Origin of the sequence: Actinomadura sp. WAC 06369, from assembly GCF_003947565.1 — a bacterium.
Lineage (GTDB): Bacteria > Actinomycetota > Actinomycetes > Streptosporangiales > Streptosporangiaceae > Spirillospora > Spirillospora rifamycini.
Map to the genome: position 1 here is coordinate 1 of NZ_QHJN01000188.1, position 14,067 is coordinate 14,067.

Sequence of the window (14,067 nt, forward strand, 5' to 3'; positions counted from 1 at the left end):
CCTTCCGGTTGCTCGTCATCCGGTCGCCCCTCACCGGACGGTCGCCCATGCCCCCTCACCAGCCGCTCAACGTCGCGGAGACGTGCGTGGGCACCCGCGCGCTCGGGCCCGGCACGCGGTCGGCGGTCTGGGTGCAGGGCTGCCCGTTCCGCTGCCCGGGCTGCCTGGCCCCCGAGTGGATCCCGGACCGTCCGGCCCGGCGGGTGTCCCCCGCGGACCTGGCGGCGGAGCTGCTCGCCGACCCGGCGGTGACCGGGCTGACGTTCTCCGGCGGCGAGCCGATGGCGCAGGCGGCCGGGCTGGCCGAGGCCGCCCGGGCGGCCCGCGCCGTCCGCCCGGAGCTGACGCTGATCTGCTTCACCGGGTACCGGCTGGAGCGGCTGCGCGACCGCCCGCCCGGGCCGGGCGTGGCGGAGCTGCTCGCGGCGGCCGACGTGCTGATCGACGGCCTGTACGTCGCGGGCCGCAACGACGACCGGGGGCTGCGCGGCAGCGCGAACCAGCGCGTCCACCACCTGACCGGGCGGCTGCGGGAGCACGCGGCGGCGCTCGCGGACGGCCCGCGCCGCGTCGAGGTGCGCGTCCGCGACCGCGCGGCCCTGTACGTGGGGGTGCCGAGCAGGGCGATCGCGGCGGCGTACCCGGCCCCGGACCCACCGGGCGTCGCGCCGCCCGCACGAGCGGTGAACACCCCGGCCGCGTCCGGCGTCACATCCGAGTGGGCCGGGCCGTCCGGGCGGTGCGACGGCGGGGAGAGGAGCGCGCGGTGAGCGGTGCGAAGCGGATCACGGTGGACGAGCGGGCGTGGCGCGAGGCGAACCGGGCGGCGGCCCGGCTGAACGCCGTCCGGCGGGACGTGCCGCAGCTGCTGGACGCCGTCCGGCGGGAGCATCGGGCCGAGCTGGACCGGGCGTTCGGGGAGGTCGCCGGCCGCCAGGAGCGGGTGGAGGCGGCGCTCGGCGGGCTGAGCGAGCAGGCGAAGGAGGCCGAGCGGCGGACGGCGCGGCGGCTCCGCGAGCACGCCGACCGGATGCGCGGCCGGATGGCCGAGGCCGTCGCGGACCTGCGCGCCGAGCAGGCCGAGAGCGTCCGCGCGGCCGTCGCGGCGGAGCGGGCGGAGCGGCGCGCGCAGAACGCCGAGCTGGCCCGCGGCCTGGAGGAGCTGCGCGCCGACCGCGACCGCGCCGCGGCGGCCGCGCGGCGGGTCCTCGACGACGCGCGGCTGATGCGGGACGTGATCCGCGCCGAGCTGCCCCACGAGCGGTTCGCGCCCGGCCGGCTCGACGCGCTGGACCGGCGGCTGTCGACGGCCGAGGCGAACGTCGCGGGCGGGCTCGCGGGCGAGTCGCTGAGCCTGCTCCAGGAGACGTTCCTCGACCTGTCCGACCTGCGCGCGGAGCTGGTGCTGCTGGAGCAGGAGTGGCAGGCGGCCCGGGTGGCGGCGCTGGACGCCCTGACGATCGCCGCCGAACGGGTCAGGTTCGCGGCGACGCTTCCCGCGCCGGGCGCGGCCGGCGAACTCCTCGACGGTGTCACGTTCGACGTGGACCACTGGTCGGAGGGCGACCTGTCCCGCCTCGGCGCGGAGATCGAGGCCCGCGCGGAGGCGCTGCGCGACACCGGCGAGCCGCCCGGGACGGACGAGCTGCGCGAGGTCGTCCGGCGGGAGGCGCCGGAGCTGGAGCGCCGCCTCGACGCGGTCGTGGTGCGCGCGTCCGCCGCGCTGCTGGCGTCGCAGGCCCGGGTGAACGTCGCCGAGCAGGTCGTGGACGCCGTCGAGGAGGCCACCGGGTTCGCCTGGGCGGAGAACACGTACGCGGGCGACGACGAGCGCGCCGCGTTCTACAGCAAACTGCGGCACCTCAACGACAACGAGATCGTCATCGAGGTCGCGCACGCCGACGACGACGACGGCGGGCCGGGGGAGCTGTCGGTCCGGATCCTGTCGTTCGACCGCGACACCGCCTCGGAGGAGGAGCTGGCGGAGCGCGCGCGGGAGATCGCGACGGGGCTGCGGGAGCGGGGGCTGCCGGTCGGCGACCCCGCGGCCGACGCGTCCCGCCCCGACCCGGCCCTCGCGGACTTCGACGCCGTCCGCGCCGACGGCCTCACCGCCCGCGCCGACGGCCTCACCGACCGCGCCGGCGGCGCCGCCGAGGCGGAGCGTTCCCGCACGGACGGGCGGCGGTGAGCGCGGCGCCCGGCGAACGGCTCGCCGCGCTGCGCGGGACGGCGGCGGACGGCGACCCGGTGACGATCGTGCACGGCCCCTGCGCGGACGACGCGTTCGTCGACGAGGCCCACCGCGCGTACGGCATCGAGATCGCCCTGTGGGAGGCCCTGCACGCGGCCGGATACGAGCGGATCGTCTTCTACTCGCTGCAGCGCAAGCTCTACTTCCGCGACGCCGAGTCGCGCCGCCTCGCCCGTCCGGGGGACGGCGGTGCCGCGGGCGCGCGGGGGAAGCGCCGGATGCGTCCCGGGTTCGCCGGGCCGCTCGGCGACCGCGTGGTCACGGACGCGGCGCCCGAACCGGACGCGCCGTCCGCGCCGTCCGCGCCGTCCGGGATGACGGACGCGCACGCCGTCATGACCCTCGACCACCTCATGCGGCAGGACGCCGTCCGCACGGCGGTCGTGGTGCTGCACGCCGAGGAGGTGCTGAGCCACACCGGCGCGGGCCGCGCCCTGGCCACGGTGTTCGCCGAATGGGTCGCCTACCGGGGCAGCGCGCAGAACAAGTGCGTGCTGGTGTCGGGGCGGGCGTCGCTGGACGAACTGCGCGAGTTCGTCCGCGACCTCCGGCGGTTCCCGACGCTGGAGGAGAACATCCGGCGCCTCGCGGCCCGCGGCGACCGTCCCGGACGGGTCGGCGAACCGGACGAGACGGAACTCGCCCGCCTCGTCCACGCGGTCCGCCTGACCGGCGGCGGGGGCCGGCTGCGGATCGGGGACTGGGCCGGGCTCGGGCAGGTCGTGCGGGCCATGGCGGCGGCCGGGGAGCCGGTGCGGGTGTGGGAGCGGCGGCTGCGGCGGCTCGCCGCCGACGGCGTCCCGCTGGACGCGGCGGTGCTGCGCGAGCGCGGCTGGATCGTGTCCGCCGCCGGGCGCGGCGGCGACGTGTGGCGGCGGCTCGACGCGCTCGCCGGGCTGGACGCGGTCAAGGAGCGCCTCGCCGAGATGCGGCTGCTGATCGAGGCGGAGGCGCGGATGCGGGAGCAGGGCCGCGGCGCCGCCGAGCCCGCCGCGCACCACCTGGTGTTCGCGGGGAATCCGGGGACGGGCAAGACGACGGTGGCGCGGCTGGTCGGCGAGATGTACCGGGAGCTGGGGGTGCTGCGGCGCGGGCAGCTCGTGGAGGCGAGCGCGGCGGCGCTCGTCGGGCAGTTCGTGGGCGAGACGAAGCAGAAGACCGGCGCCGTCATCGACAGCGCGCTCGACGGCGTCCTGTTCATCGACGAGGCGTACGAGCTGGCCGACCAGCGCGACGGGTTCGGCGGGGAGGCGATCGGCACGCTGCTGACCCGGATGGAGAACGACCGCGACCGGCTCGTCGTGATCGCCGCCGGCTACCCGGACCGGATGGCGGAGTTCCTCGACGCGAACCCCGGCCTGCGCCGCCGCTTCCCCGAGGCGAACGTCATCACGTTCCCCGACTACGACGCGGCGACGCTCGCCGGGATCGTCCTCGGGCGGCTGCGCGAACAGGGCCTGGACTGGACGGACGGGTTCGACGCCGACGTCCGCCGCGCGGTCGAGGGGATGCACCGCACGCGCGGCCCCGGGTTCGGCAACGCGGGCGAGATGCGCAACCTGGCCGACGAGCTGAAGCGCCGGTGGGCGGTCCGGACGCGCGCCGCCGTGGACCGTCCGCTGGAGTCCGCCGACCTGCCCGAGCGGCTCCGGACGCACCTGCGCCCGGACGTCCCCCGCCTGGAGGCGCTGCTCGCCGAGCTGGACGCGATGGTGGGGCTCGTCCCGGTGAAGCGGACGGTCCGGTCGCTCGTCCAGCAGATCCGGTTGAAGCAGCGGCGCGGGAAGGGCGAGGTGGTCGCGCCGCACCTGCTGTTCCTCGGCCCGCCGGGCACGGGCAAGACGACCGTGGCGCGGCTCATCGGGAGCATCTTCCGCGACCTCGGGCTGCTCGCGAAGGGGCACGTGGTGGAGACGGGCCGCGCCGACCTCGTCGGGCAGTACGTCGGGCACACCGCGCCGCGGACGCGCGAGAAGGTCCAAGAGGCGCTGGACGGCGTGCTGTTCGTCGACGAGGCGTACGCGCTGGCGCGCGGCGACGACGGCCGCGACTTCGGCCGCGAGGCGCTCGACACGCTGACGCAGGAGATGGAGAACCTGCGCGGCCGCCTCACGGTGATCGCCGCCGGGTACCCGGGCGAGATGCGGGGGTTCCTGGCGGCGAACACCGGTCTGCGGTCCCGGTTCACGCAGGAGGTCGAGTTCCCCGACTACTCCCCGGAGGAGCTGGTGCGGATCCTGGACGCGATGGCGTCGGACGAGGGGTACCGCGTCCCGTCCGCGACCCGGGTGCGCGCGATGGCGTGGCTCGCCGCGGAGCGCCGCGCCCGCCCGGGCGACTTCGGCAACGCGCGGGCCGTCCGGGAGCGGCTGCTGCCCGCGATGGAGGCGCGGCTCGCGGCCCGCACCGCAGACGCGCACGACGCCGACGTGGACACCTTCCTCCCCGAGGACGTGCCCGATGCGTGCTGACCGGCCGGCGGAGGCGCGGGGGCGGCCGGGGTGCCCGGTCTGCGGGTGCCCGATCGCGCACGAGGAGACGCTGTGCGCCGAGTGCCGGTGGCCGCTGCACGGCGGGTGGCGGCTCGGGGCGCCCGGCGCCGGCGACGTCCGCGACTTCGAGGCGCGCCTCGCCGCGGCGCGCCGCGAACGGGACCTGCGGGCGGCGGTCCGCGCCGGGCGGTCCGCGGCGCCGTTCGTGCGGGGCGGGGAGCCAACCGAGCGGGAGTGGGCGGAGGCGGCCCGGATCGCGGCGGCGCCGCCGGTGTCGGACGACGCCCTGGCGGCGCAGCTCGCGGCCGCGCTGGAGCCGCCGCGCCGGGGGCGCGCCCTCGTCGTCGCCGAGGTCGGCGCGGACGTCGGGCTGACGGTCGTCCGGATCGAGCCGGACGCGCTCGGCGTCCCGCGCGTGCCCCCGGCGGCGGACACCGCGCTGGCCTGGGAGGCGGCGCTGCCGATGCTGTCGCGGGACCCGGACGAGCGGCGCTTCCAGCTCGCGGGCGGCCTCGCGGACGTCGACCGCGACATGCTGTGGCGGGCGCTGCGGGAGGCGCTCCCGGCGCGGCTCGGCGACCCGGGCGACGACGTCCTGCTCGTGCACCGCGACATCGGCTGGCCCGTTCCGGACCGGACGGTGCGGATCCTGCGGCGCGCCAACGGCCGCGCCCGGGTCGTCCCCGCCGGGTCCCGGACGGTGTCGGACCTGCTGGCCCCGCTCCTCGCCGCCCTCCCGTCCCCCCACGACATCGGACTCCTCGCGGTGGGCGTCGAGCCGGGCACCCGCCGCCTCCGCCCGCGGCTGCTCCCGCTGTTCCCGGCGGGGAGCCGGGCGGGCGCGGAGAGCGCGGTGCCGCTCGCCCGGCCGCCCGGGGACGCCGACTCGACCGTCCTCGCGGCCGTCGCCGCCGCCCCGGACGGCTGGACCGTCCTCACCGCGGGCGCCGCGAAGCTGCCCGCCGCCGGACGCACCGACGTGCGGGCCGTCCTGGACGGACCGGGCGCCGTCCGGTTCACCGCCCCCGGCCCGCTGAGCCCCGTCACCGCCCGGCTCCCCGACCTGCTCGCCGGGGTGCCCGACAGGCTGGAGATCCTCACCGAACCGGTCGACCTGATCTGCGCGGTGGAGCTGGGCGGCCCGGGCGCCGCCGTCGCGCGGCGCCTCGCCCTCCTGCGCGACCTGCTGGCCGAACTCGACCTCCGCTACGGGTCCCACCCCCGGCCGGGCCTGGTCCGGGCGGCGGTGTTCGGCTACGGCGACCACGCCTACGGGCGCGGCCGGGAGCGCCGCAAGACCGTGTCCGGCGCCTGGCTCGCCGCGCCCGCCGAAGCCCTCCGGGCCCTGTCGGGCCTGCGGGCGTCGCCGGTCGCCTACCCGGAGGCCGCGCCCGTCGAGGACGTCCTGCACGAGGTCGCCGGCCGGCTCCCGCCGCCGGCGGCGCGCGCGGCCCGGACCGTCCTGCTGACGGTCGGCGCCCGCCCCCCGCACCCGGCGGTGCAGGGCGACGACGACGTGCTGCCGTGCCAGTTCGAGCTGTCCTGGCGGACGGCGCTCGGCGGGCTCGTCCGCGCGGGGGTGGAGTGCGCGGTCGTCGTGGACGCGGCCCGCGCCCCCGACCCGGACCACCGGGCGTGGGCGGAGCTCGGCGCGCTCCTCCGGCATGATCTCGACGACACCGACACGACGCGGCTCGGCGCGGGCCTCGGCCTCCTGCCGTCCGCGCCGCAGACGCTCGACCTTCCGCTGGCCGATCCGGAACGAGGTGCCCGGTGACCGAATCCTCCCAGTTTGCCCCGCCCCCGCAGGGCGGGCCCAACGGCCCCGGCCCGAACCCGCCCCGGGTGGAGCGGCCGGTGCGGGAGCTGCGCCGCATCGGCCTGTGGGGCGCGCCGGAGAGCGGCAAGACGACGTTCCTCGCGGCGCTCCAGGTCGCGGTGCTGCGCAGCCCCGAGCAGTGGATGCTGTTCGGGGTCAACGAGGAGTCCAACGACTTCCTCGACACCCAGACCAGCATGCTCACCCAGCACCGCCAGTTCCCGCCCGCGACCCGCTTCTCCAACCCGCTGAGCTGGACGCTGCGCGGCACCACCACCGTCGAGACGGGCAAGAGGTTCGGCCGCCGCACCAAGGCCGTCCCGATGGAGTTCAACATCGACCTCGTCGACACGCCCGGCGCCGTCTTCGCCAGCAAGGGCGTCCCCGGCGAGGCGATGGCGGGCGGCGGCGACAACCTCGGCTTCGACGAACCCGACGAGCGCCCGTCCGAGATCGAGGAGGACGACGTCATCGAGCACCTCGCGGGGTGCGACGGGATCGTCTACCTGTTCGACCCGACCCGCGAGCGCCGCCGCGGCGACTCCTACAGCTACTTCCAGCGGACGCTGCTGAAGCTGTCCCGGCAGGTGTTCCGGGACCGCGGCTCGGTGGACGACCGGCTGCCGCAGCACCTCGCCGTGTGCGTCACGAAGTTCGACGCGCCCGAGGTGTACCGGAAGGCGCGGGTCGGCGGGTACCTCACCTACGACGACTCGCCGCAGATGCTGCCGCGCGTCCGGGAGGACTCCGCCGGGCACTTCTTCGCCGAGCTGTGCCGCGACTCCGAGGTCGGCAACGCGGACCTGGTGCTGAGCAGCATCCAGAAGTACTTTCATCCGGACCGGGTGCGGTACTTCGCCACGTCCGCGGTCGGGTTCTACCTCGGCGACTCGGACCGGTTCACCGAGAAGGACTACAGCAACGTCGCCAAGAACGCCGACGGCGGCATAGAGATCCGCGGCAAGGTGTGGCCGATCAACGTGGTCGAGCCGGTGCTGTGGCTCGGCCGGCGGCTGGACGGCGCGGCGAACGGCACCGGGCACTGACCGTGGCGACGAGTCCGGAACGTCCGGCGGCGGGACGCACGGGGACGGGACACCGGGAGACGGGAGGCCGGCAGCGATGGCACGGGTGACCGCGGGCTGGGCGCTGGTCGGCAAGCGCCCCGGCAGCAGCGACGACTACGGGGTGCTGAACTTCAGCCGGGAGCCGTACGACCGGGCGTCCTACGGGAAGATCCTGCACCGCTACGCCCTCGGCACCCCGCCCGCGCACACGGCGGGCGAAGGGGCGCTGCCGTGGGTCGCGGTGAGCTGGGTCGGCGAGCAGCCCGACCGGTACCTCGGCATCTCCGTGGAGACGTGGAGCGAGCACCGCGACGGCGCCGGCCGCCAGGTCGCGTTCACGAAGTACGTGTGCGTCCCGTACCGGCAGGTGCAGGCCGAGCCCGTCTCGTACACGGCGCTGTTCCGGGAGGTGCAGCGGCTCGACCTGCCGATGGACGGCGGCCCGACCGGCGGCGTCGAGCTGGTCCTGCCGCAGTACGACCCGGTCGCGCCGGCCCGCGACATCGAGCGGTTCGGCACCGAGCGGGTGATGCGGGCCGCCGCGATGCTGCTCGACGGGAACGTCGACGTCGTCCAGGCGGGCGACGCCACCCTGTGGGACCGGCTCGCGTTCCTGGACGCCGTCGCCGCCCTCCTCCCGTACGGGTACCGCGCCGGGTTCACCGGGGCGACCTGGGCGACGGGCCCGGCGCCCAACATCCGCCTGCTGTTCACCCGGCGCGCGCGCGGCGGCAACCGCGAACTGTCCTGGCACGGTCCGGACGAACCGGTCCGCCTCTCCCCGACCGCCACCGACTACCTGCGGCACCTGCACAAGCTGCTGAACCACCGCTTCCCGGACCTCGCGGGCCTGGTCTCCTACCTCGCGTCGGACGGGACGCCCTGCGAGTTCAGCGACCCCGGGCACGCGCTGCGCAGCCTCGCCGACGTGGAATGGCCGAGCGAGGTCGCCGCGGCCGTCCGGGCGGGCCGGGCGAACCTGCACGACGTGCGGCGGCTCGTGCGGGGGCAGCGCATCCACGAACTCCACCCCGCCGACCGGCCCCGCGTGTTCGACCACCTCGTCCGGGCCGCCGACCCCGACGACCTCGAACTGATCGAGCGGCGCTGGGACGACCTGGCCCCGCCGGGCGGCCCCGGCGACCCGCTGGCGGCGCTGGTGGAGGCGGCGGCCGTGCTGCTGTGGCGGGAGCAGCCGGACGGGCGGATCTCGCGGTACCTCGAGGTCGCCCGGCGCCGTCGCTTCGCCGGGGAGTTCCTCGCGGAACTCGTCCGGTGGGGGGCGGACCCCGACCTCCAGGGCCCCGAGTACCGGGCCGCGCGCACGATGGTCGCCGACCTGATCCGGGACGCCGTGGACCCGTTCCGGCCGGAGGAGATCTTCTCCCCGCTCGTCGTGAACGTGGTCGAGGATCGCGGGGTGGCCGCCGCGCTGCTGATCGGGGAGACCGCGGGGGAGCGGCGCGTCGCGGCCTGGGTGGCCTGGCTCGAGAACGTGCGGGGCGACCTGATGGACCCGTTCCGGACGGTGCTCGACGGTCGGCAGGTCACCGTCGAGACCATCGGGGGGATGGCGCAGACCGAGCGGACGATGGTGGCGGCGCTCGTCTGGGTGGCGGCGCGGCTGGAGCGGCTCCGGTGCGTCCTCCCCGCACTGGTCGACTGGCTCGGGCGGCACGGCGAGCCGTCCCGCGCGGCCTGCGAGTTCGCCGCCGCCACGCTGAACCGGGCCGAGCCGCCCGACCCGTGGGCGCAGGGCGCGTCGGACGCCGTGCTCCTCATGCTGGGGTCGTCCGCGCGCTTCCTGGCCGACACGGTGGGCCACGCCGACTTCCGGGGCTACGAGGACGGGTTCCTGGAGGCGTGGCGGCACCGTCCGACGCCGGGCATGGAGCAGCAGCTGGTGGTGGGGCTCGCCCACGCGCTCCGGATGCGCCCCTGGGCCGGTGCCGGAACCGCCGGCGCCGACAACGTGCTCAACCTCGCCCGGCACCTGGTCGGCAGCGTCGACCGGGACTGGGATCCGCTGGCCACGGTGCTGGCCACCGAACCGCCGGACGAACTGCTCGCGTACCGTCCCGCGTACCGCCCGCTCCGCGCGCTGCTGGTGCCGGACGAGGCCGCCCATCCGGCGGCGCAGGGGGGCGCGCCGTCCGCCTTCGGTGGGGCCGAGCACGCCGCCCCGCGCGGGCACGGCGCCGTCCAGTTCACGCCGCCTCCGAGTGCGGGTGACCCGATGGCGGAACACGGCCCCGCCCCCGGCCCGGCCATAGCGCCGCTGTACGGGCAGGGCAACGGCACCGCCCCGCCGTCCACCGAGGGCGCCTTCGGGCGGATCAGGGCGGACTCCGGGATGGACGACGTCGCCGCCGCCTACCTCGCCAGCGTGCTCGTCGGCGGCTCGGCCCCGGACGCGCTCCGCCACCTCGCCGACCTCGGCAGGCCCCTCACCACGCGCGAGATCCTCGAACTGGCGCGGCGGGTCGAATACGAGGTCGGCGGCCGCTACGACGCCGCGCAAGCCGCGAGCCGGGTCGAACAGCTCGTCCGGGCGGTCCTCGACGGCGCCCCGGGTCCCGCCGCGGCCGCGGAGTTCCGGGACGCGCTCGCGGACGCGCTCAGCGCGCAGATCTCGCGCCGGGCGCTGCTGCTGGAGACGGCGGCGCTCGGCGACGAGGCGTGGCAGCCCCCCGAACCCGTCCGGGTCCGGCTCGACGAGGCCAAGGACCGGATCGACCACGTAGCGAAGCGGGGGCGCGGGAAGAGACTGCCCGGCCTCGGACGCGGCAAGCGCAGGTCGGGCGACGGATGAGCGGGGAGCTGACGGTCGCGCTGGACGTCGGCTCGGCCACCACCGCGCTCGCCGTCGGCGGCCCCGGCGGGCGCCCCCTCGCGACCGTCGTGGAGCCGACCCCGGACCCCGCCGACCTGCCCGTCTTCCTGTCCAAGCTGCTCGCCACCGGACGCGAGCGGGCGCCCGGCGCGCTCGGCGACATCGCCGTCACGATGCCCGCCCGCTGGCTGGACGGGACGGCCGAGGGCGTCCGCGCGCACGAGCGGCTGCGCCGCGTCCTGCTCGCCGAGCTGGGCTGGGGGCAGGTGACCTGGCTCGACCAGGTGGACTGCATCGCCGCCGCCGCCTCCCACGACGGCCGCGCCGCGCCGTCCGTCCAGGGCCCGCTGCTCGTCTGCGACCTCGGCGCCCGGACGATCGCCGCGGCGCGCTGCGCGGCCGGCCCCGGGACCGTGCGGGCCGACGCCGTCGCGGTCGCCGACCGGCACCGGGTCGCCGGGCGGGCGTTCGCCGAGGCCGTCGCCGCCGCGACCCCCGTGCCCGCCTTCGACGCGCTGTTCGCCGAGGCCCGCACCCGGCAGGCGCGCCGCGCGGCGGCCGTCCTGTCCCGCGCGTGGACGCACCCCCGCTACCGGGAGGCGCCCGTCTACCGGCTGGGCGACGCGGAGATCACCGCCGGGACGCTCGTCGGCGCGTTCACCGACACCGCCGAGGCGCTCACCGACGTCGTCCGCCGGGTGCTGGACGGGACGCCCGCCGGGGTCGCGCTCGCGGGCGGCTTCGGCATGTTCCCGCTGGCGGGACGGGTGCTCGCGGACACGTTCGGGCTCCCCGACCCGTCCCGGCTCGGCCCGGCGGCGGCGGTGCGCGGCGCGCTGCTGATCGCGGCGGGCGCGGTCACCGCCGCCCCGCCCGCGCGCCCGGCCGTGACGCTGCCGCTGCACCGCCTGCGCCGCGGGCTGCTGGAGGTCCGGGAGGTGCCGCTCGACCCGGGCGCCGACATCGCCCGGCACGAGGGCCGGCCCGTCCGGGTGGAGATCCCCGACCGGGGCACCGCGCCGTTCCACGTCCGGGTGGACGGCCGCGACGTCGCCCTCCCGCCGCCGGACGTCCCGCCCGGCGAGTACCTGCTGGGGCTGCGCCCGTCCCACGCGGGGCCGGGCGCCCTCGTGCTGTATCCGGCGGGCGGTGCCGGGGAGCCCCGCCCCTGCCCGATTCCGCCCGCCCCCGTGACCGACGGAGCCGCCCGATGACCCAAGCCACGGACGACCTCAAGACCCGCCTCGCCGCCGTCCTCGCCGACGACGGGCCCGTCGCCGCGCTGACCGCGCTCCGCCTCGCCGCCGACTGGTCGGCCCGCGCCCTCGGCACCGCCCCGGACGACGACGTGTCCGCGTTCCGGGCGGTGGCCGAACTCGACGACGCGCTCGACCGGATCACCGAACTGGAACGCGGCGTCCCCGCCCTGGTCCAGGCGGCCGCGCCGGGCGCGCCCGTCCGCGACCACCTGCGGGAGCGGCACGCCGCGCTGGCCGCCGCCCGGGCGGACCTCGCCGCCGACCGGGCCGTCCTCGCCGAGCTCGGCCAGGTGCGGGACGAACTCGCCGGCCTCGCCGACGAGCACGAGCGGCTCCGCGACCGGGTGGCCGAGCTGCGCCGCCTCCGCCGCCTCGCCGACGAGGTCGACGACCTGCGCGCCCAGCGGGACGCGCTCGAGACCCGCCAAGCCGCCCTCACCGAGTCGGCCGCGGCCGAACGGGCCGTCGGCGACGCGGCCGACGGCGTCGTCCGGCTCACCCGCGAGCAGCTCGAACTGCTGCGACCGCGCGTCCGGGACGCCCTCCGCGAGGCCGCCGACACGACGGCCGAACTGGCCGGCCTGCGCGAACGGCTCGACGACGCCGAGGGGACGACCGAGCGCGAACGCGCCCGGCTCGCCGAGGCGGAACGCGGATTCGAGCGGCTCTCGGACCTCCGCGACCGGGTCCGCGGCCCCCTCCGCGCCTACCTGCGCGCCGACCGCGCGCTCGCCGCGGGCCTCGCCGCCGCCTCCGGCGGCCCGCCCTCCCTGATCAAGGAATCGGGGCTCGACCGCGCCGACCGCGACCTCGCCGATCTCGAGGGCCGGCTCGACGCGATCGACGCCGCCCTCGGCCGCGCGCTCGACGAGCACGCCCGCGCCCAGGAGGGCGCCCGGGCCGTCCTCGGCTGGACGGGCTGACGCCCGGCTTGACCGCCGCTTTGCGGCGTTGCGTAGGGTGAACGGCAGAGACGCAGGTCAAGCGATCGTAGGGAGTCGCATGAGAATCGGGATCGTCGGGGCCACCGGCCAGGTCGGGAGCGTGATGCGGGAGATCCTCGCGGAACGCGCCTTCCCGGTCGACGAGCTGCGCCTGTTCGCGTCCGCGCGGTCCGCGGGACGCAAGCTGCCGTGGGGGGACGGCGAGGTCACGGTCGAGGACGCCGCCGCCGCGGACTACGCGGGCCTCGACATCGTCCTGTTCTCCGCGGGCAAGGGCTCCTCGAAGGAACTCGCGCCGAAGGTCGCCGCCGCCGGGGCCGTCGTCGTCGACAACTCGTCCGCCTGGCGGCTCGACCCGGACGTCCCCCTGGTGGTGTCCGAGGTGAACCCGCACGCCGCCGCGAACCGGCCGAAGGGCATCATCGCCAACCCGAACTGCACCACGATGGCCGCGATGCCGGTGCTGCGCCCCCTGCACGCCGAGGCGGGCCTGGAAGCCCTGGTCGTCTCGACGTACCAGGCGGTGTCGGGCAGCGGCCTCGCGGGCGTGTCGGAACTGCACGAGCAGAGCCGCAAGGTCGTCGAGAACGCCGACAAGCTCACCCACGACGGCTCCGCGGTGCAGTTCCCCGAGCCGGACGTGTACGTCCGCCCGATCGCGTTCAACGTCCTGGCGATGGCCGGGTCGATCGTGGACGACGGGCTGAACGAGACCGACGAGGAGCAGAAGCTCCGCAACGAGAGCCGCAAGATCCTCGAGATCCCGGACCTCAAGGTCTCGGGCACCTGCGTCCGGGTGCCGGTCTTCACCGGCCACTCCCTGCAGGTCAACGCCCGCTTCGCGCGCCCGATCACGCCGGAGCGCGCCGCCGAGCTGCTCGCCGCCGCCCCGGGCGTCGAGCTGAGCGACGTCCCCACCCCCCTCCAGGCCGCCGGCAAGGACCCGACCTTCGTGGGCCGCATCCGCCGCGACGAGACGGTGGAGAACGGGCTGTCGCTGTTCTGCTCGGGCGACAACCTCCGCAAGGGCGCCGCCCTCAACACAGTCCAGATCGCCGAACTGATCGCCGCCGAGAAGAGCTGACGCGCAGGTCGACACGGCCCGTGCACCATGTGTGCGCGGGCCGTCGGCGTCCCGTCAGGCGCTGCGTGCGCCCCGGACCTCCAGCGTCTCCAGGAGGCGGGCCGTGCTGGCGGCGATCTCCTCGACGGCCCGGTCGAACGCCTCGGCGTTGTGCGCGGCCGGAGCACGGAACCCGGAGATCTTCCGCACGTACTGGAGCGCGGCCGCCCGCACATCCTCGTCGGTGGCGTCCTCGGTAAACGGCGGGCGAAGCGTCTTGATACTGCGGCACATACCTCCATTGCATCACCCCCCACCAAAGCCCGCCAGAAAACC

10 protein-coding genes are annotated in these 14,067 nt (G+C 76.9%); 9 read left to right on the plus strand and 1 reads right to left on the minus strand.

All coding sequences use genetic code 11. The annotated features are described in order from the left end of the window. From DMH08_RS33700 to DMH08_RS33740, 9 genes are all read left to right on the plus strand, one after another. A partial coding sequence (locus DMH08_RS33700) for a 4Fe-4S single cluster domain-containing protein (protein ID WP_233617963.1) occupies window positions 1-770 on the plus strand: 770 nt, incomplete at its 5' end. Continuing rightward, on the plus strand, window positions 767-2,191 hold the full coding sequence (locus DMH08_RS33705) for a hypothetical protein (protein ID WP_125620097.1): 1,425 nt from the start codon (window positions 767-769) through the stop codon (window positions 2,189-2,191). The genes DMH08_RS33700 and DMH08_RS33705, both read left to right, overlap by 4 nt. Then, complete coding sequence (locus tag DMH08_RS33710; protein WP_125620099.1) at window positions 2,188-4,725, plus strand: AAA family ATPase; 2,538 nt, start codon at window positions 2,188-2,190, stop codon at window positions 4,723-4,725. Before DMH08_RS33705 ends, DMH08_RS33710 begins: the two co-directional genes overlap by 4 nt. After that, a complete protein-coding gene (locus DMH08_RS33715; protein WP_125620101.1) occupies window positions 4,715-6,523 on the plus strand; it encodes a hypothetical protein in 1,809 nt (602 codons plus the stop codon). Before DMH08_RS33710 ends, DMH08_RS33715 begins: the two co-directional genes overlap by 11 nt. Then, window positions 6,520-7,611, plus strand: a complete 1,092-nt coding sequence (locus DMH08_RS33720; protein ID WP_125620103.1) for a hypothetical protein — start codon at window positions 6,520-6,522, stop codon at window positions 7,609-7,611. The genes DMH08_RS33715 and DMH08_RS33720 overlap by 4 nt, the downstream gene beginning before the upstream one ends. A gap of 76 nt (window positions 7,612-7,687) precedes the next feature. Further along, a complete protein-coding gene (locus DMH08_RS33725; RefSeq protein WP_125620105.1) occupies window positions 7,688-10,444 on the plus strand; it encodes a hypothetical protein in 2,757 nt (918 codons plus the stop codon). Next, window positions 10,441-11,679, plus strand: a complete 1,239-nt coding sequence (locus tag DMH08_RS33730; RefSeq protein WP_026403465.1) for a hypothetical protein — start codon at window positions 10,441-10,443, stop codon at window positions 11,677-11,679. Before DMH08_RS33725 ends, DMH08_RS33730 begins: the two co-directional genes overlap by 4 nt. Continuing rightward, window positions 11,676-12,647: a hypothetical protein gene (locus DMH08_RS40520; RefSeq protein ID WP_158642436.1), complete on the plus strand. Its 972-nt coding sequence runs from the start codon at window positions 11,676-11,678 to the stop codon at window positions 12,645-12,647. Before DMH08_RS33730 ends, DMH08_RS40520 begins: the two co-directional genes overlap by 4 nt. Window positions 12,648-12,726: 79 nt before the next feature. After that, window positions 12,727-13,752: an aspartate-semialdehyde dehydrogenase gene (locus tag DMH08_RS33740; RefSeq protein ID WP_026403463.1), complete on the plus strand. Its 1,026-nt coding sequence runs from the start codon at window positions 12,727-12,729 to the stop codon at window positions 13,750-13,752. 54 nt (window positions 13,753-13,806) lie between these two features. On the opposite strand, the gene DMH08_RS33745 is transcribed toward DMH08_RS33740, so the two are convergent. Then, a complete protein-coding gene (locus tag DMH08_RS33745; RefSeq protein WP_026403462.1) occupies window positions 13,807-14,025 on the minus strand; it encodes a DUF2277 domain-containing protein in 219 nt (72 codons plus the stop codon). Window positions 14,026-14,067: the final 42 nt, after the last annotated feature.

Excerpts from the sequence above, each read along its gene's own strand:
- DMH08_RS33715 (WP_125620101.1), top strand. The coding sequence starts at position 4,715 with ATGCGTGCTGACCGGCCGGCGGAGGCGCGGGGGCGGCCGGGGTGCCCG.
- DMH08_RS33725 (WP_125620105.1), top strand. The coding sequence starts at position 7,688 with ATGGCACGGGTGACCGCGGGCTGGGCGCTGGTCGGCAAGCGCCCCGGC.
- DMH08_RS33730 (WP_026403465.1), top strand. The coding sequence starts at position 10,441 with ATGAGCGGGGAGCTGACGGTCGCGCTGGACGTCGGCTCGGCCACCACC.
- DMH08_RS40520 (WP_158642436.1), top strand. The coding sequence starts at position 11,676 with ATGACCCAAGCCACGGACGACCTCAAGACCCGCCTCGCCGCCGTCCTC.
- DMH08_RS33740 (WP_026403463.1), top strand. The coding sequence starts at position 12,727 with ATGAGAATCGGGATCGTCGGGGCCACCGGCCAGGTCGGGAGCGTGATG.
- DMH08_RS33745 (WP_026403462.1), bottom strand. The coding sequence starts at position 14,025 with ATGTGCCGCAGTATCAAGACGCTTCGCCCGCCGTTTACCGAGGACGCC.